Origin of the sequence: Ruminococcus sp., from assembly GCF_016287535.1 — a bacterium.
Lineage (GTDB): Bacteria > Bacillota > Clostridia > Oscillospirales > Ruminococcaceae > Ruminococcus.
In genome coordinates, this window is the sequence record NZ_JAEFAJ010000030.1 from 23,725 (window position 1) to 41,441 (window position 17,717).

Annotated in this window: 19 protein-coding genes and 1 pseudogene; all 20 read left to right on the plus strand. The window is 48.6% G+C overall.

Annotated elements, in window-relative coordinates; genetic code table 11:
- Window positions 1–19: 19 nt before the first annotated feature.
- Window positions 20–937: a sugar ABC transporter permease gene (locus QZZ36_RS10655; protein WP_295081273.1), complete on the plus strand. Its 918-nt coding sequence runs from the start codon at window positions 20–22 to the stop codon at window positions 935–937.
- 12 nt (window positions 938–949) lie between these two features.
- Entirely contained in the window at window positions 950–1,828 is an 879-nt protein-coding gene (locus tag QZZ36_RS10660) for a carbohydrate ABC transporter permease (protein ID WP_295081275.1), read from the plus strand.
- 195 nt (window positions 1,829–2,023) lie between these two features.
- Window positions 2,024–3,526 carry a hypothetical protein gene (locus QZZ36_RS10665; protein ID WP_295081278.1) on the plus strand — a complete coding sequence of 501 codons (1,503 nt, stop codon included), beginning with the start codon at window positions 2,024–2,026 and terminating at the stop codon, window positions 3,524–3,526.
- On the plus strand, window positions 3,523–4,152 hold the full coding sequence (locus QZZ36_RS10670) for a Yip1 family protein (protein WP_295081280.1): 630 nt from the start codon (window positions 3,523–3,525) through the stop codon (window positions 4,150–4,152). Before QZZ36_RS10665 ends, QZZ36_RS10670 begins: the two co-directional genes overlap by 4 nt.
- A gap of 12 nt (window positions 4,153–4,164) precedes the next feature.
- The gene (locus QZZ36_RS10675) at window positions 4,165–6,966 is read left to right on the plus strand and encodes a DUF5696 domain-containing protein (RefSeq protein ID WP_295081281.1); all 2,802 of its coding nucleotides are present in this window, start codon (window positions 4,165–4,167) and stop codon (window positions 6,964–6,966) included.
- A gap of 16 nt (window positions 6,967–6,982) precedes the next feature.
- Window positions 6,983–7,912 (plus strand): sugar ABC transporter permease, encoded by a 930-nt coding sequence (locus tag QZZ36_RS10680; RefSeq protein WP_295081284.1) that lies wholly within the window; start codon window positions 6,983–6,985, stop codon window positions 7,910–7,912.
- A gap of 13 nt (window positions 7,913–7,925) precedes the next feature.
- Window positions 7,926–8,930: a carbohydrate ABC transporter permease gene (locus tag QZZ36_RS10685; protein WP_295081286.1), complete on the plus strand. Its 1,005-nt coding sequence runs from the start codon at window positions 7,926–7,928 to the stop codon at window positions 8,928–8,930.
- Window positions 8,931–9,069: 139 nt separating this feature from the next.
- Window positions 9,070–10,887, plus strand: coding sequence for a glycerophosphodiester phosphodiesterase family protein (locus QZZ36_RS10690; protein ID WP_295081287.1), 1,818 nt, complete (start codon window positions 9,070–9,072; stop codon window positions 10,885–10,887).
- A 54-nt stretch (window positions 10,888–10,941) separates the two neighbouring features.
- A complete protein-coding gene (locus tag QZZ36_RS10695) occupies window positions 10,942–12,162 on the plus strand; it encodes an acyltransferase family protein (RefSeq protein WP_295081289.1) in 1,221 nt (406 codons plus the stop codon).
- A 465-nt stretch (window positions 12,163–12,627) separates the two neighbouring features.
- Window positions 12,628–12,942, plus strand: a complete 315-nt coding sequence (rpsJ, locus tag QZZ36_RS10700) for a 30S ribosomal protein S10 (RefSeq protein ID WP_009985001.1) — start codon at window positions 12,628–12,630, stop codon at window positions 12,940–12,942.
- Between the two features lie 110 nt (window positions 12,943–13,052).
- Window positions 13,053–13,685 carry a 50S ribosomal protein L3 gene (gene rplC, locus QZZ36_RS10705; RefSeq protein ID WP_295081292.1) on the plus strand — a complete coding sequence of 211 codons (633 nt, stop codon included), beginning with the start codon at window positions 13,053–13,055 and terminating at the stop codon, window positions 13,683–13,685.
- 17 nt (window positions 13,686–13,702) lie between these two features.
- Window positions 13,703–14,326 (plus strand): 50S ribosomal protein L4, encoded by a 624-nt coding sequence (rplD, locus tag QZZ36_RS10710; protein WP_295081294.1) that lies wholly within the window; start codon window positions 13,703–13,705, stop codon window positions 14,324–14,326.
- Window positions 14,326–14,619, plus strand: a complete 294-nt coding sequence (gene rplW / locus QZZ36_RS10715; protein WP_295081296.1) for a 50S ribosomal protein L23 — start codon at window positions 14,326–14,328, stop codon at window positions 14,617–14,619. Before rplD ends, rplW begins: the two co-directional genes overlap by 1 nt.
- 74 nt (window positions 14,620–14,693) lie before the next feature.
- The gene (rplB, locus tag QZZ36_RS10720) at window positions 14,694–15,527 is read left to right on the plus strand and encodes a 50S ribosomal protein L2 (RefSeq protein WP_295081298.1); all 834 of its coding nucleotides are present in this window, start codon (window positions 14,694–14,696) and stop codon (window positions 15,525–15,527) included.
- 22 nt (window positions 15,528–15,549) lie between these two features.
- Complete coding sequence (rpsS, locus tag QZZ36_RS10725) at window positions 15,550–15,834, plus strand: 30S ribosomal protein S19 (protein ID WP_009984992.1); 285 nt, start codon at window positions 15,550–15,552, stop codon at window positions 15,832–15,834.
- A 20-nt stretch (window positions 15,835–15,854) separates the two neighbouring features.
- Window positions 15,855–16,190, plus strand: a complete 336-nt coding sequence (rplV, locus tag QZZ36_RS10730; protein WP_295081300.1) for a 50S ribosomal protein L22 — start codon at window positions 15,855–15,857, stop codon at window positions 16,188–16,190.
- A 19-nt stretch (window positions 16,191–16,209) separates the two neighbouring features.
- On the plus strand, window positions 16,210–16,992 hold the full coding sequence (rpsC, locus tag QZZ36_RS10735; protein ID WP_295081302.1) for a 30S ribosomal protein S3: 783 nt from the start codon (window positions 16,210–16,212) through the stop codon (window positions 16,990–16,992).
- Window positions 16,992–17,417, plus strand: a complete 426-nt coding sequence (gene rplP / locus QZZ36_RS10740) for a 50S ribosomal protein L16 (RefSeq protein ID WP_295081304.1) — start codon at window positions 16,992–16,994, stop codon at window positions 17,415–17,417. Before rpsC ends, rplP begins: the two co-directional genes overlap by 1 nt.
- Window positions 17,417–17,617 (plus strand): 50S ribosomal protein L29, encoded by a 201-nt coding sequence (rpmC, locus tag QZZ36_RS10745; protein WP_019680107.1) that lies wholly within the window; start codon window positions 17,417–17,419, stop codon window positions 17,615–17,617. Before rplP ends, rpmC begins: the two co-directional genes overlap by 1 nt.
- A gap of 19 nt (window positions 17,618–17,636) precedes the next feature.
- A pseudogene (locus QZZ36_RS10750) lies at window positions 17,637–17,717 on the plus strand (30S ribosomal protein S17); the annotation flags it as partial.

The following is a 17,717-nucleotide window of genomic DNA, read 5'->3' on the forward strand; positions in this document are numbered from 1 at the left end:
AAGAAAGGAGTGTAAGAAAATGGCAGTCAGATCAAAAAAGCGCGGAAAAGGCGAGCTCTGGCGCGACATAAAGCGCAATAAAGCCTGCTATGGCATGATAGCGCCGTTCATGGTATTTTTCATACTGTTCACGGTGGTGCCGGTTCTTATGTCACTTCCTATGGGCTTTACGGATTTCGATATGGTACGTCCGCCGAAATATGTAGGACTTTCCAACTTCACAACACTCTTCCTTTCGGACAAGATTTTCATACGTTCCATAAGAGTCACGCTGGTATTCGCGCTTCTCACAGGACCTGTCAGTTACGTGCTCTGCTTTCTGCTGGCATGGCTGATAAACGAGATGCACCCTAAGCTGAAAACGCTGTTCACGCTTATATTCTACGCGCCGTCAATGGCTAACGTATATACGGTATGGCAGCTCATATTCAGCGGAGACATGAACGGCTATATGAACTCCTTCCTTATTAATCTCGGTATCATCAATTCTCCCGTGCAGTGGCTCACCGACGGCAGATATGTCCTCGGAGTGACCATAGTCGTACAGCTGTGGATATCTCTCGGAGCAGGCTTCCTCGCGCTCCGTGCCGGCTTCCAGAACATAGACCGTTCAATGTATGAAGCAGGCGCTATAGAGGGTATACGCAACCGCTGGCAGGAGCTTATATATATAGTTATCCCTTCTATGGGACCGCAGCTCATGTTCGCAGCGGTGATGCAGATAGTCAGCTCATTTACCGCCGGCACTGTGGCGCAGAACCTTGTGGGCTTCCCCAGCACCGACTATAAGGCGCATACTATCATGACCCACGCCTTCGACTATGGCTGGCAGCGCTTTGAGATGGGCTATGCCTCGGCGATATGCATGATACTCTTCATTGCTATGTTCGTCTGCAACAAGCTCATTAGCAGAGTGCTTGGAAAGTATATGGACTGAGGAGGCGGAGCTTTGGAAAAAACTGATACGCTGAAGCTTCGCGCTTCAAACAGACAGGCAGGAAAGAAAAGGTTCGGCACTGCCGCGATATTCCTGCTTCTTCTGATACTCGGACTTTTTATGGCTATGCCTGTATACCTCACTGTGGTAATGTCGGTAAAGCCTGTGGAGGAGCTTTTCGTGTTCCCTCCTAAGCTCTATGCCGTAAGACCTACCATGGACAACTTCAGGGATATGTTCAGGGTGCTTCATCAGAACCGTGTACCGTTTTCACGCTATGTATTCAACAGTATACTGGTAACTGCCGCGGTGACGGTATTGCAGTGCATATTTTCGTCTATGGCTGCATTCGTGCTGGCAAAGTGTAAATTCCCCGGCAGCAAGCTCATAAACGGCATCATAGTGGTTGCTCTCCTCTATCAGAGCAGCGTTATATACATAATGCAGTACATCATCATGGCGAAGCTGCACATGATAGATACCTACATGGCACTGATATTCCCGGCAGTTGCCTCGCCTATGGGGCTTTTCCTAATGAGGCAGTCCATAAGCCAGGTGCCGGATTCCATGATAGAAGCCGCGAAGGTGGATGGCGCAGGACTTTTCAGGATATGCTGGCAGATAGTCATACCCAACCAGAAGCCGGCGCTGATGACACTGATAATATTCGCGTTTCAGGGCGCATGGAACATACAGACCGGCTCGGTGGTATTCAGGGAGGAGTATAAGACTCTCCCAACCGTGGTATCTCAGGCGGCTGCCTCAGGACTTGCAAGGGCGGGCGTAGCTATGGCGGCTGCGGTATTCCTGCTTATACCGCCTATAGTGATATTCATGCTGGCGCAGCGTCAGGTCATCGAAACTATGGCACATTCGGGAATCAAAGAGTGATAATTTCACGGCGTACTACATTATAGACTAAAAGTTGAGAGTTTAGAGTTGACAGTTGCGGTGTCGCCTTCGGCGATATAATTTAAATAATTTGAGCGAAGCGAACACATTAACTCTCAACTTTCCATTCTCAACTCTCAACTGAGCCGATATAATGCGGCGCCGAATATCGGCTTAAGAAAGGAAGTGAAGCAAATGAAGTCAGAACTGAAAAGATTTATCACAGCATTGTCTGCATTTGCTGCACTTGCTTCCATGAGCATATCACCGGCAGCAGCGGCAGGTGTTCCCTCCGAAAGCTACAATTACGACCAGTGGGGCGAGGCTGTGCCCTCTCAGGCAGGATATACCGCCGACCGCGCTGTTTCGGGATATGATCTCGGCGTGGGAGGCTTTGACAATCCCTCGGATATATTCATCGGCAGAGATGACACGGTATACATAGTTGATACCGGGAATGACCGTATCGTGGCTGCGGATCCCGAACTGAAAAATGTGATCCGTATATATGACAGCTTCACCATGCCTGACGGCACGGAAACACGGCTCAGGAAACCGATGGGAGTATTTGTTTCGGCTGATAGCGGCGCAATGTACATAGCGGATACCGAGAATTCGCGCATACTTGTTTCAGACAGCGGCGGGAATATCCAAAAGGAGATACTGAAGCCGGAATCAGAGGTATACGACAGTAAGCGTACATTTATGCCGCAGAGGGTAGTTGCGGACAAGGCAGGCAATATCTATACCGTGCTCGGCAACATAACCACAGGCGCGGCGATGTTTTCGCCTGATGGGGAGTTTACCGGCTTTTACGGAGCCAACCGCGTTGAAGCCACGGCAAAGGTGGCATGGGATCACTTCCGGGGGCTGTTTATGTCCGATGAGAAGAAAGCCCTTAGAAAAAGGACAGTTCCCTCCGGCATAACGAGCTTTGACATAGACGGGGATTTCATATTCACCTGTACCTCTTCATCAACTCAGTCAACAGACACCGTAAAGAAGCTCAATGCGGCGGGCAGGAACATCTTTGCGGACAGGGAGTTGTTCTTCGGCGACCATCACCCTATCTATGACTCAACGCAGAATAAGATGTACTCCACGTCAATTGTGGATATAGATATTGCAGAGGACGGCTGCATAAACTGTCTCGACTTTACAACGGGCAGGGTATTTCAGTACGACGAGGAATGCAACCTCCTTTTCATAACCGGCGCAACGGCTAAGCAGACAGGCGGCTTCGATCATGCCGCGGCTGTGGAATCCCTTGACGACAAGCTTTATGTGCTTGACTCGTCAAAGGACACGGTGACGATATTCAGGGAGACGTCCTTCGGTGAAACAGTACACAGAGCGTCTGCGCTTTATAATGACGGTTACTATGAGGAAGCTCTCGGTCCGTGGGAGGAGGTCCTCGCAAGGGACGGAAACTACCTCATGGCTTATATAGGTGTTGCTTCCGCGCTGCTCAGAAAGGGCGATTACAGAGGCGCTATGAAGTACGCAAAGCTTGCGGACGCAGAGGATATATACAATAAGGCGTTCGAGGGCTGGCGCAGGGAGTTCCTGAAGGAGAATTTTACCGCTGTGGCGGCTGTGACGGTACTGGCTGTGGCGGCTCTTGCGGCTTTTGGAAAATACAGGAAGAAGGGGAGAGCGTCAAAGGACACTGAGGAAAAGGAGGAAGTGCGGCAATGATGGATCTTACGCAGCGGCAGTGGGTAAAGCATACTGTGATGCATCCCTTCGAGGGCTTTGAGGATATGCGCTGGAAGAAGTCCGGCTCCCTTAAAATAGCCATGCTGATAGTATGGCTGCTCTTTTTCGGTCAGATAGCCTACGGAAGACTTTACGGATTTCAGTTCTATATATCCTACGACAAGACCTTCAATATCATACCATATATAGTGCGCAGCTTCATACTCTTCGGAGCATGGGTCGTGGGCAACTGGGCAGTGTGTACCCTCCTTGACGGCGAGGGCACACTAAGGAATATATGCATATACAGTGCTTATGCGCTGATACCCTACGTAGCGCAGCTCTACATAAATGTCGTGCTGTCCCATATACTCATACGCGACGAGGCTGTATTCATGCAGGTAATAGAGCTTATCGGCACCTGCTGGACGGTAATACTGCTGTTTTCGGCGATAAAGACCGTTCATCAGTATTCCTTCGACAAGACTGTACTGGCGGTGCTGCTCACCATTGCGGCTATGCTCATAATGCTTTTCCTGCTCGTACTCTTCATGTCGCTGATACAGCAGGTATACATATTCATATCAACCGTTTACACCGAGCTCTCCTACAGGGCAAGGGCCTGAAAGGCGGCGGTTATGGGAACAGGATTAAAACGGCTGCTGCTGTGTCTGCTGGTCGTCGCGTCAATGACTGTCTCAGGCAGCGTTTATGCTGACGGTGAGAACAATACTGCTGATAACGTGACCGCGGCGGAGACTGCTGCGGAGGACGGCTCAGAATCGTCAAAGCGTTCGGAAACTGTAGAAAAGGCGGAGCTTACGGCGGCTGACGCAGAGAAATATCTCAGAAAGATCGGCTCATGCGACGGCTATGACGTATACTTCAAGGAGAAGGACTTCGACGATAAAATGTGGGAGTCCGCAGGCGGCAAGCCGAAAAGCAAAAAGGACTATACCGATGAGCAGCAGCTCATTTCCGACAAGATAAACGAGCTGAAAAAGCTTGGAGAGCTGGTCATCATCGACAGCAGGAGCGGCAGGGCGGCTGCTTCCTTCGACAAGGGCAGCAGCTGCGATGAGGGAAAGCTCTATGTCAGCGACGCAGGCAGGTATTTTGTAATTACCGACGAGGACGTCAGCAGGGTCATAAGGCTCAGGGAGATAGTTTCCTCTCTTGACAGCAGCTACGCTTTCATATCCGCTGACATGAAAACGCTGGAGCTTCTTGACAGGGACATGAAGAGTCCGGACAAGAGCTTTTCATACAGCGGCACAGAGAACGGAAAAAGAGTGTACAAATCGTCTGACGGCAGCTTTGCGTGGCTCAACAGGGACGGCAGCCATTATCTCGGAGCTTACCGGTATGGCGCAGAAAGTGACAGCCTTCGCATGATAGTTGATGACAGGAGCGCTTCCTTCGGCGTTGAAAACAAGAAAAACGGGTATATATGGTGGTCTTCGCCGCTTGAAGCCTCACAGGACAGGCTCGCCACGGGACTTGTCGCCGACGAGCTTCGCTCCTCGAATGTGCTCCGGTATGGCATACCAATGAGCCGTTCCGGAAACAATATGCTGCGTTCAGCCAATGCTAATGACTGCAGCTTCAGCGTAAGCGATATAGTCAACGGTATACGGGTAGTCTATGATTATCCCGCTGCAGGCTTTACAGTGCCTGTGGAGTACACCATAGAGGACGATCACCTCAGGGCGAGCGTTAAGGTCTCTGAGATAGAGGAGAGCAATTCTGCGAATATCGCTACCGAGATGACAGTGCTCGGCAGCTTCGGCGCGGCGACCGACAAGGAGGAGGGATACTTCGTTATCCCCGACGGCAGCGGCGCACTTATACGCTTCAACAATAAGCGGTGCTTCCAGAACAATATCTATCAGCAGAGAGTCTACGGAAATGACATTACGGCTGTGCCGCAGAACAGGGGAGCTGTTACGGAGCAGATATACCTGCCTGTATACGGTATAGTCAAGGACGGCAATGCTCTGCTGGCAGTTGCGGCAAAGGGAGATTCAAACGCATATCTTACCGCAAATGTGTCGGAGCAGTCCAGAAGCAGCTACAATATATGCAATTTTACCTTCATTCTCCGCGGCACAGACAGCTTCTATATGTCAGGCAACAGCCATGACAAGTATACGGTATTCGAGCGCGGAGCCATAAAATCAGACGATATAGAAATGCTCTACTATCCCATTGCTGAAAACGGTGCGGACTATACCAGCATCGCGGCACGATACAGAAAGTATCTTCTTGAAGAGCAGGGAGTCGGTATAAAAAGCAGGGCTGACAGCGCACCGCTGTATCTTGACCTGTACGGCGGCGCCATGAGAAAAAAATCGGTTCTGGGCATACCTCTGTCCATGAAAACTCCTGTTACCTCTTACGGACAGGCGGCTGATATAATTGGCAGTCTCAGAGATGCCGGAGTTGACGATATGGTAGTTTCATACAGCAACTGGACAAACGACGGCATAAAGAAAAATATCGACACAGGCGCGAGACCCTCCGGCAAGCTTGGCGGTCAGAGGAGCTTCAAGGACCTGACAGACCTTATAGACGAATGCGGATACAGTTTTTATCCTGTATCGGACAACAGGGACTTCAGTTCGGGAAAGGGCTTCTTCTCATTTACGGATACGGCGGTAAGGATATCGGGCTCGTATTCGCGCATAGTCAGCTATGACAGGGCTTACGGTGTTCCTGACGGCTTCAGGAAGAACATGTCCCTGCTCTCTCCCGGATACTACGGTGAGATATTCGGCAGTATCTCTGACAGCTACTCCGGAGCCGGACTAAAAGGTGTATCGATTGCTGATCTTACCACGTCCCTTTACGGAGACTACGGAAAGAAGAGCATATCAAGAGCCGACGCCGAGAAGCTGCTCACGGAGGGCTATGGCGGTATAGACGAAAAGCTGGAAAACGGTATTCTTGCAGACGGTGCTAATGCATACGCTCTGCCCTACGTCAGCCATATAACCGGAGTGCCGCTTTCTTCGAGCAGATTTGACCTCTTCGATGAGGACATACCGTTCTATCAGATCGTCATGCATGGTGTGATACCATATTCTTCTGAAGCCGTAAACGGCAGTGCAGACCCGGTGGATATGATACTTATGTCAGCCGCTTCAGGAAGCAGCCTGAGCTATGACATGATATACGAGGATACCAGCGAGCTGAAGGATACAGAGCTTGATGTGCTGTATTATGCGAATTACAGACATAATACCGAAAAAGCCGCAAAGGCGTATTCGCTGATAAAGCCTGTGCTCAGGAGGGTCTCCGACAGCTTTATCACGGATTACCGCAGGAACGGCGATGTTATAACAACGATTTATTCAAACGGAGTAAAGGTAGTGACAGACCTTGATAAAAAGATTGTCAGGTGGGAGGGCACAACTGCCTCATTTGACGGTATATCATAGAAAGGAGGAAAGAAAAGTGAGCGCAAAGCCGGAAAAAAGCAGCGGTGGACGCCGCATAATGTCGTATCAGCGCAGAAAATCAATGTACGGCTATGGTTTTATCGGACTGTGGCTCGTTGGTACGGTACTTTTCTTTCTTATACCTCTCGTAAAGTCACTGTGGTATTCTTTCTGCGACGTATCCGTTGATCCCGGAGCCCTGCGCACTGAGTTCAGCGGAATGCAGAACTACAGGACTGTACTCAATGAGGATCCTTATTACACAGAGTATCTCGGCAGCGTTCTGCTGGAGACATTATGGAAGACTCCGCTCATACTCATATTCTCACTCTTTATAGCTGTGATACTCAATCAGAAGTTCAAAGGGCGCACCCTTGCGAGGGCTGTATTTTTCCTGCCGGTAATTATCGCCACGGGTCCTGTTTTCAGGATAATAAGCGGGGATATGAATTCCACGGGAAACGCCGGTGCGGAGCAGTTCTCCACCATGTTCTCGGCTGACCTTGTGGGGCAGCTCATGCAGTTCCTGGGCATATACGGTCTTAGCGACAGCATGAGCACGTTCATACAGACCGTTGCGGACAATATCTTCGGAATTGTATGGAATTCAGGCATACAGATAATACTCTTCCTTGCTGCTCTGCAGAACATACCCGCTTCAGCAAGGGAAGCCGCAGAGCTGGAGGGAGCTACCTCATGGGAGTATTTCTGGAAGATAACCTTCCCCTATGTCAGTCCCTTCATACTTGCAAATCTTATATTTACGGTAATAGATTCCTTCACGAATCCGATGAACAGCGTAATGAACCGTATATCCGCCATGAGGAGCCAGTTCGACTTCGGAGAGGCTTCAGCAATGGCATGGATATACTTTGCTGTGGTGATAGCTGCTATAGGCATTGTTACAGCACTGATAAACAGGTTCATATACTATGAGAACGAATGAGGAGGTGCGGAAAATGACAGACGGAACAGCTGCACCTGAGAAAAGAAAAATGCGTGAGGCAAAGCGCAGGCGCATGGACAGGGCTTCCGCCGAGGACAGGGAATATCTCCGCCGCAGGGCTTTTGCCGGCAGGGTATGGCCGTTTTTCAGAGCGGTGATACTGCTCGGACTTGGCTTTGTCATCATGTATCCTCTTATTTACATGATAAGCTGCGCTTTCAGGGACAGGATGGATATGAGTGACCCTACGGTCATGTGGATACCTCGGCATTACACTTTCAGGGTGATAAAGGAGACCATGGACGCAATGGACTACTGGGAGACTCTCTGGAATACCCTTGTCCTGAATATAGGCTGCTCGCTGGTGCAGGTGTTTTCCTGTGCGCTGACGGGCTACGGCTTTGCAAGATTTAGATTCAGGGGCAGTAAGCTGCTTTTCGGCATAGTGATAATGATGATACTCGTGCCGGCTCAGGTCATATCACTGCCGCTGTATACCCAGTTCAGATATTTCGGCATAAAGGGACTGTTCTCCCTGAACCTCATCGACAGCAGGCTGACGATGTACCTGCCTGCCATGACCGCGAACGGCATACGCGCAGGTCTTATGATATATATTTTCAGGCAGTTCTTCAAGGGTATGCCGAGAGAGCTTGAGGACGCGGCATACATAGACGGCTGCGGACCATTCAGGACATTCGTGAAGGTAATGCTGCCCAATGCTTCCGCGGCTCTGCTGACGGTGTTCCTGTTTTCGGTAGTGTGGTACTGGAACGATTATTATGTCAGCAGTACCTTCTTTACGGACACAAAGACAATAGCGCTCATGCTGACAAATCTCGACAACGAGCTGAAGCTGAATCTCTTCAACGATCCGACGGTGCAGATAAGTCCCCGCGACCAGATAGTCTGGAAGGAAGCAGGCTGCCTGCTTTCCATAGCTCCTGTATTGCTTATGTATGTTTTCCTGCAGAAGCACTTCACGGAGGGGATAGAGCGTTCCGGAATCGTCGGCTGATACTGTCCGCCCTTGTTTTCAGGGGCGGATATTTTTTCTGAGAAAAGTGAAAATATTTTCAGCAAGCTTACGGGGCGATATTGACAACTGGCTGTAAATGGCGTATAATTTATGTATATTGATTGTCCGGAGAAAGAAAATGAAAAAAATATTTGGATCTGTATTGGTCTTTCTGAGATCAATGCCACATTTCCTTGTGTTTGAACTTATATTCAAACTTCTTCTGCTTGCGGTAGGCACTCCTGTACTCGCGCTGCTGCTCAAACTTACCATGAAGCTTTCGGGAGTGACCTATCTTAACGACGAGAACCTGCTTGTCTATTTAAGACATCCGTCAACTCTCATCGTTATAGTTATGATGCTTTTCTGCTATGCGTTTTTCTCCTTTGTGGAGCTCTCAGCGCTGATAGCCTGCTTCTCCTGCTTCAACCAAAAGCAGAGGATACACACAGGCGGAATGTTCAGGACCGGGCTGAAAGCCTTCAGAAAAGCCTTCAGGGGAGCGGGCATACCGTCGTTCCTCGCATATATGGCTATAATGCCTCTTGCGCAGTTCTCACTGTCGTCGGGTATGTTCATGGCGCCGCTGCTGCCGGTCCTCAGGAGGATATTCTCTGCCGTCAACAATGGCATAGTTGCCATTGTATGCTATGTACTTATACAGCTGCTGTTCATAATGCTCATCATAGGGGTCTGCTACAGTATACACTACCTGATACTCACTGACAGACCGTTCAGGGAGTGCATAAAAAAGAGCAAGGAAAAAATGCGTGGTCAGCGTATGAAGATGATACTGTCAGCGCTGCTGTGGAGCATTGGCATAATGGCGTTCATAGCTGTAGTCACATTCGGTGTGAGCTTCCTCATAGTGCTTGTTATCAAGGGCTTTTCAAAGCCTAATGCAGCTTTCGGCACGGCACTGAGGATACTGCGCTACACATGGAGCGTCTTTGTTGCTGTTTCCGCTTTCTTTTCGGCTCCCTCCATAGTATGGCTGCTGACGGAGAAATTTATGAAGGACGAAAATGAAGAAAAGCTTGTCCTTCCCAACAAGGGCTATGAAAAGTTCAGCAAGAAGAAGAGCGCCATTGTGATCGTCAGCATCATAGCGGTCAGCTCACTGATGAACATATCCTATATTTTAGCGCTTACAAGAGGAAATGTCAGCCTTAACGTAGGTATCATAAGCCGTACGCAGATCACGGCGCACAGAGGCTTTTCGAGGATAGCTCCGGAGAACACCATGCCTGCTTTCGAGGCGGCTATGGAATGCGGAGCGGACTATATAGAGCTTGATGTTCAGCTTACGGCTGACGGTCAGCTCGTTGTCATACACGATGAAAAGCTTGACCGTACCACAAACGGAAAGGGGCTTGTTTCAAAGCACACATACGAACAGCTTAAAGAGCTGTCCGCCGGTTCTTGGTTCGGCAGTGACGGAGAGTATGACGACGTTGAGATACCGCTGTTCAAAGACGTTCTTGAGCTTGTCGGAAAGGATATAATGCTCAATGTCGAGATAAAGAAATCCGGCGATCCGAAAAAGACTGCGGAAAAGACCGTTGAGCTAATAGAGGAGTACGGTATAGTGAATTCGTGCTATATAACATCATTTTCATATCCCGCGCTGAAGAAGGTAAAGCAGCTCAACTCAAAGATAAAAACGGCTTTTATCGCAAATCTCGCAACGGCTACTTCCTATGCTCAGCTGCCGTATATAGACGCTGTGAGCATGAATTACCTTTTCGTGAACCAGAGCGTGGTGAATTCGGCACATCATCACGGAAAGCGTATCTTTGTATGGACTGTTGACAGACAGAGTGAGATGCAGAAAATGATAGCGCTCGGCGTTGACAACATCATTACCGACCGTCCAGATAAAGCACTTGAGATAGTGGATTCAAGAAAGGTCGGTGATACGGTGCTGACTGTCCTTAAATATATTTTCGGAAGCTGACGGTCAGTATTCCCGGATTCAGAGCATATTAATTACCGGAGGTAAAATTCAATAATGGATCATGTAAAAAAATCCGCTGCTGCGGTCAAAAACAAAAAAACAGGAACAGCGGCGGGGGCGGTTACGGAAAAACCGTATTTTGCCGGCATAGACATAATAAAAATACTTGCTGTGCTTCTTGTGATATGTATACACTTCTATCTTTATAACGGATTCTATGCTTTTCCGCTGACGAATCCGTCAGCGATAGGTCCTATAGTATTCAGATGGGTGTCATACACCTGCGTGCCTCTGTTTATGATATCCACGGGATATCTTATGAAGAACAAGACCTTCAGCGCGAAGTTCTACACCGGTCTGATAAAGGTGATATTTATATACATCGTCATCAGCATTATCTGTATCAAATTCAAGGAGCATCACTTCCATGATGTGTTTACACCGTGGAAAATGCTGAAGGGCTATCTTGAGTACAGCAATGCGCAGTACGGCTGGTACATCAATTACTACATCGCGCTGTTCCTTATCATACCTTTCCTGAACCTTGCGGTAAACGGGTGTAAAACAGGTGTGCAGAAGTTCTTCCTGGTTGCGATGACCGTTATCGTTACTGTACTTGCGAAGTCACTTTATATCGGCTTTGAACAGTATGACCAGATAAAGCTGCTCCCTGATTATCTTGCGGAGGCATGGCCGATAGCCTATTACTTCACGGGAGCTTTCATACGCGACTGTCCGCCGAAGAGGAATTTACGCAATAAGCTGATAATACTTGCAGCCGGTGCCGTTTCACTGAGCTTTCTCACCTGCAGCAGCTACAAGCAGACTCTGGCTGATGAGTTCAATGACAATATCTTTATTTCATGGAACTTCAACAACTACGGAGCTTATCCGGTCTATGCGCTGTCAGTCTGCATATTCCTGCTTCTGTTTGATATCACCACAAAGAACAAAGGCGTGAAGTTCGTCCTCCGTCAGATATCCGGAGTTACTCTCGGAACATATCTTATCTCTTACGTGTTCGACAATATGTTTTACGGAGGCTGGAGACTGAATGACAGTTCTCCGAGACATACGGGTCTGAACGAGAAGTACGCGGAAGTAGGGGATCGTTTTGCCCACTGGTACGAGATAATACCTAAGATATTCATCTGCTCTCTCATATGCGGATTTGCTGTGCATAAGCTCTATGACCTCTGTGCCTTTTTGGTAAAGAAAGGGGCGGCGGCTATGAAAAGCCAAAAGGAGAGCGGAGCTCCCGCTGCGAGGAAATAGCCTGTTTTACGGCATAACGTCATTCCCTTCGACTCTTTGCCGGAGGGGATGCACATTTGGTTAAAACAAAATTATTGTTCATCAAAAATTTACAAATACAATTTCTGCAAATTGTTGATTTATCCCCATATATATGATATAATAGTCTACGTTGAGTGCGCCGTGAGCGCACTGACTGCAGAAGATATGCGTTGAAACGGAAGGTTGCTGCCGGTATGGCAGGTAATTTCCGTGGAGTATGTCCGATTTTAAACCGGGCGAATGGGATATCGAACACAGTTTGTGGTTATCATTCACGCAGCTTGCGTATGCGTGGATTATGCTCTTTTTGTGCTCATATTTAGCTAAGACCGCTCGGAAAACATCAGTTTTTCGAGTTTTTTTATGAGATGAAGCATGAAACACACGGAAACGTGTGATATTCCAATCTGCGTCCCCGTAACTAATTCCAAGGAGGCGAAAATAATGGCAGTCAACGAAAAGATCAGATTCAAGATCAAGGGCTACGATCACGCTACTGTTGATATTGCAGCAGCTAAGATCGTGGAGGCAGCTAAGAGAAGCGGTGCGAGAGTTTCGGGTCCTATCCCGCTCCCCACAGATAAGGAAGTTGTTACTATCCTTCGCGCAGTACACAAGTACAAGGACAGCCGTGAGCAGTTCGAGATGAGAACTCACAAGAGACTCGTAGACGTTATCCGTCCTACAGACAAGACAACTGCTGCTCTTGACAAGCTTGAGATCCCCGCAGGCGTAGACGTTGTTATGGAGGTTAAGTAATTAACCGCCGTTACGCTTGAAAATACCGCTTGGGAAGCGGAATGGCGGTGATCCGTCGGTCAAGTTGATGCGTAAATCATCAACCAATAACCTAACAGGAGGAAAAGAAAATGCAGAAAGGCATTATCGGTAAGAAGATCGGTATGACTCAGATCTTCGACGAAGCAGGAAAAGTTGTTCCTGTAACAGTAGTAGAAGCCGGCCCCTGCGTCGTTGTACAGAAGAAAACTGTTGAGAACGACGGCTATGCAGCACTTCAGCTGGGCTATGGCGACGTAAAGGTACAGAGAGTTAACAAGCCTATGAAGGGCCACTTCGACAAGGCTGACGTAGCTTGCAAGAAGGAACTCAAGGAGTTCAGACTTGACGACTGCGACACTCTTAACGTAGGCGACATCATCAAGGCTGATACATTTGCTGTGGGCGACTCTATCGACGTTGTCGGCACAAGCAAAGGTAAGGGATTCGCTGGTGCTATCAAGCGCCACAATCAGCACAGACTCAAGGAGACCCACGGTACAGGTCCTGTACACAGACAGGCTGGTTCAATGGGCGCCTGCTCATCCCCTTCAAGAATCTACAAGGGCAAGGGTATGGCTGGTCACATGGGTGCTGAGCAGGTAACAGTTCAGAATCTCGAGATCGTTAAAATAGACACTGAGAACAATCTCATCGCTATCAAGGGCGCTATCCCCGGTCCTAAGGGCGGTATCGTTTATATCGTTGACAGCGTTAAGGCTTAAGGAAGGAGGAAGCGTAAATGTCTACTATTTCAGTATTTGATATGACAGGTAAGCAGGTTTCCGAGACTGAGCTCAATGACGCAGTTTTCGGAATCACTCCCAACGAAGGCGTTATGCACGCTGCAGTTGTTAATTACCTCGCAAACCAGAGACAGGGCACACAGTCCACTCTTACAAGAACAGAAGTAAGCGGCGGCGGCAGAAAGCCCTGGAGACAGAAGGGTACAGGCCATGCAAGACAGGGTTCGACCCGTGCTCCTCAGTGGGTACACGGAGGAATCGCTCTTGGTCCCAAGCCCAGAGATTACAGATACGAGCTTAACAAGAAGGTAAAGAGACTTGCAATGAAGTCCGCGCTTTCTACTAAGGTCATCGACAACAACATGATCGTTCTTGACGCTCTTACACTTGAAGGCTTCAAGACAAAGACAGTTGTTGATATGCTCAAGGCTCTCGGCGTTGAGGGCAAGGCTCTCATCGTAACAGCAGAGGCTGATACAAAGGTAATCAAGAGCGCAGCTAACATCCCCGGTGTTAAGACTGCTGCTGTAAATACACTTAATGTATACGACATTCTCAACTATGACAAGTTCATCGTTGTAAAGAATGCTGTAGGAAAGATCGAGGAGGTGTACGCATAATGAAAACAGCTCAGGACATCATTCTGAAGCCCGTGATCACTGAAAAGTCCATGGACGACCTTCAGGCTGGAAAGTACACCTTTAAGGTAGCTAAGGACGCTAACAAGTCCGAGATCAAGAAGGCTGTTGAGCAGCTCTTCGGCGTTGAGGTTGCCAAGGTCAACACAATGAACTGCAACGGACGCGACAAGAGAGTCGGAAGATATGTCGGCAAGACACCCGACTGGAAGAAGGCTATCGTTACTCTTACTGCGGATTCAAAGGCTATCGAGTTCTTCGAGGGCATGGTTTGATCCCATTATTAAATAAGTAAGAGAGTTATGGGAGTAATGCTCCCGCAAAAAACGCATTAAAGGAGAAATTAAAAATGGCTATAAAGACTTATAAGCCTACGACACCTTCGAGACGTCAGATGACTGTAACTGACTACTCGGTTCTGTCAAAGGTTGAGCCGGAGAAGAGCCTTCTCGAACCCATGAAGAAGAAGTCGGGAAGAAACAGCTACGGCCGTATAACAGTTCGCCACAGAGGCGGCGGTAACAGAAGAAAGTACCGTGTAATCGACTTCAAGAGAGATAAGGACAACATGATCGCTGTCGTTAAGACTCTTGAGTACGATCCTAACAGAAGCGCATTCATCGCACTCGTTGAGTACGAGGACGGTGAGAAGAGATATATCCTCGCTCCCAACGGCTTAAAGGTCGGCGACAAGATCGAGTCAGGCGCAGAGGCTGATATCAAGCCCGGCAACGCTCTCAAGCTCGCTGATATCCCTGTTGGTACATTCATCCACGCTATCGAGCTTTATCCCGGCAAGGGCGCTCAGCTCGTAAGAAGCGCAGGAAACCAGGCTCAGCTCATGGGCAAGGAAGACACATACGCTCTCGTAAGACTTCCTTCCGGCGAGATGAGAAAGGTTCCGATCAATTGCAAGGCTGCTATCGGTCAGGTTTCAAATATCGACCACGAGAACGTAAACTACGGTAAGGCAGGTCGTGTAAGAAACATGGGCTGGAGACCTACAGTTCGTGGTTCAGTTATGAACCCCTGCGATCACCCTCACGGTGGTGGTGAAGGTAAGTCACCTGTCGGACGTCCCGGACCTGTTACTCCCTGGGGTAAACCGGCTCTCGGATACAAGACACGTAAGAAGCATCACAGAACTGACAAGTTCATCGTAAAGCGCCGCAACGGCAAGTAATCTGAAAGGAGGAACTGATTAAATGAGCAGAAGCATCAAAAAGGGACCTTATGTCCAGGAAGTTCTCCTGAAGAGGGTCGTTGCAATGAACGAAGCAGGCGAAAAGAAGGTTCTCAAGACATGGAGCCGTTCTTCAACAATATTCCCTGATTTCGTAGGTCACACATTCGCTGTACACGACGGACGCAAGCACGTTCCGGTATACGTTACAGAGGATATGGTAGGTCACAAGCTCGGCGAGTTTGCTCCTACAAGAACCTATAAGGGCCACGCAGGCTCTAAGACATCCAACAACGGTAAGAAATAAGCGGAAGGAGGAGTTCAGAGATGGAAGCAAGAGCTTATTTAAGAAATGCTCGTATATCACCCAGAAAGGTGCAGATTGTTCTGGATCTTATCAGAAACAAGCCTGTTGATCTCGCTTTAGCTACTTTAGATCTTACTCCTAAGGCTGCAAGCCCTATCGTTGCAAAGCTTGTCAAGTCCGCTCAGGCAAATGCTGAGAACAACTTCAGCATGGATAAGGATAATCTCGTGGTTTCCGAGTGCTTCGTAACACCCGGTCCGATAATGAAGAGAATCATGCCGAGAGCTCAGGGCAGAGCATATAGAATTTTAAAGAGAACATCACACATCACAGTAGTTCTCACAGAAAAAGAATAATCCCAAGGAGGTTTGAAGAATGGGCCAGAAAGTTAATCCGCACGGTCTTCGTGTCGGCGTTATTAAAGATTGGGATTCTCGTTGGTATGCAAACAAGTCCGATTTCGGCAACACTCTCGTTGAGGACTACAACGTTCGTAATTTCGTAAAGAAGAGCCTGTACGCTGCAGGTGTTCCGAGAATAGAGATCGAGCGTTTTGCCGATAAGGTAAGAATCCACATCCACTGCGCTAAGCCCGGTATCGTAATCGGAAGAGGCGGCGCAGAAATCGAGAAGCTCAGAGCACAGCTCGAAAAGATGATGAACAAGCAGGTTTTCATCAATATCATTGAAGTAAAGCAGCCCGATATGGACAGCCAGCTCGTAGCAGAGAAGATCGCTCTCGACCTTGAGAACAGAGTATCCTTCAGAAGAGCTATGAAGCAGTCAATCGGCAGAACAATGCGCCTTGGCGCAAAGGGTATAAAGGTCAAGGTTTCAGGCAGACTTGCCGGTGCCGAGATCGCAAGAAGCGAGAGCTACCACGAGGGTACAATCCCGCTCCAGACTATCCGTGCTGACATCGACTACGGCTTCGCTGAGGCTGATACAACATACGGAAAGCTTGGCGTAAAGGTTTGGATCTACAAGGGCGAGGTTCTCAAGGGCGACGCTGCAAAGGCTGCTGCTCAGAGAGAAAAGATCGAGCGCAAGGGAACAGATCAGAAAAAGTTCGACAAGCGCCGCAATGAGAGAGCAAAGGATACCCGCAGAGATTTCAGCAAGGCTCGCTCAATGAAAAGAGAAGGAGGTAATCAGTAATGCTGCTTCCAAAGAGAGTAAAATACCGCAGAGTCCACAGAGGACGTCTGAAGGGCAAGGCATACAGAGGAAATAAGGTAACTTACGGTGATTACGGTCTTCAGGCTCTTGAGCCTGCTTGGATCACATCCAACCAGATCGAGTCTGCCCGTATCGCTATGACCCGTTATATAAAGAGAGGCGGTCAGGTTTGGATCAAGATATTCCCTGACAAGCCTATCACAGAAAAGCCCGCTGAAACACGAATGGGTTCAGGTAAGGGCTCACCGGAATACTGGGTAGCAGTTGTAAAGCCCGGCAGAGTTCTCTTTGAGATCAAGGGCGTTGCTGAGGAAACTGCAAGAGAAGCTATGCGTCTCGCTATGCACAAGCTTCCTATCAAGTGTAAGTTCGTTAAAAAGGAAGAGCAGGAGGTTGAGCAGTAATGAAGGCATCGGAAATCAGAGAAATGTCAGTTGATGAGCTCAACGAGAAGCTCGCCAGCCTCAAGGAAGAGCTCTTTGCTCTCCGTTTCCAGCTGGCAATCAATCAGCTTGATAACACAGCAAGACTCAAGGCTGTAAAGAAGGATATTGCACGCATCAAGACTTCTCTGCGCGAGGCAGAGCTTGCTGCACAGCAGTAAGAAAGGGAGGATTTAGCTAATGTCTACTGAGAGAAACCTTAGAAAAACAAGAGTAGGTAAGGTTGTAAGCGATAAGATGGATAAAACCGTCGTAGTTGCT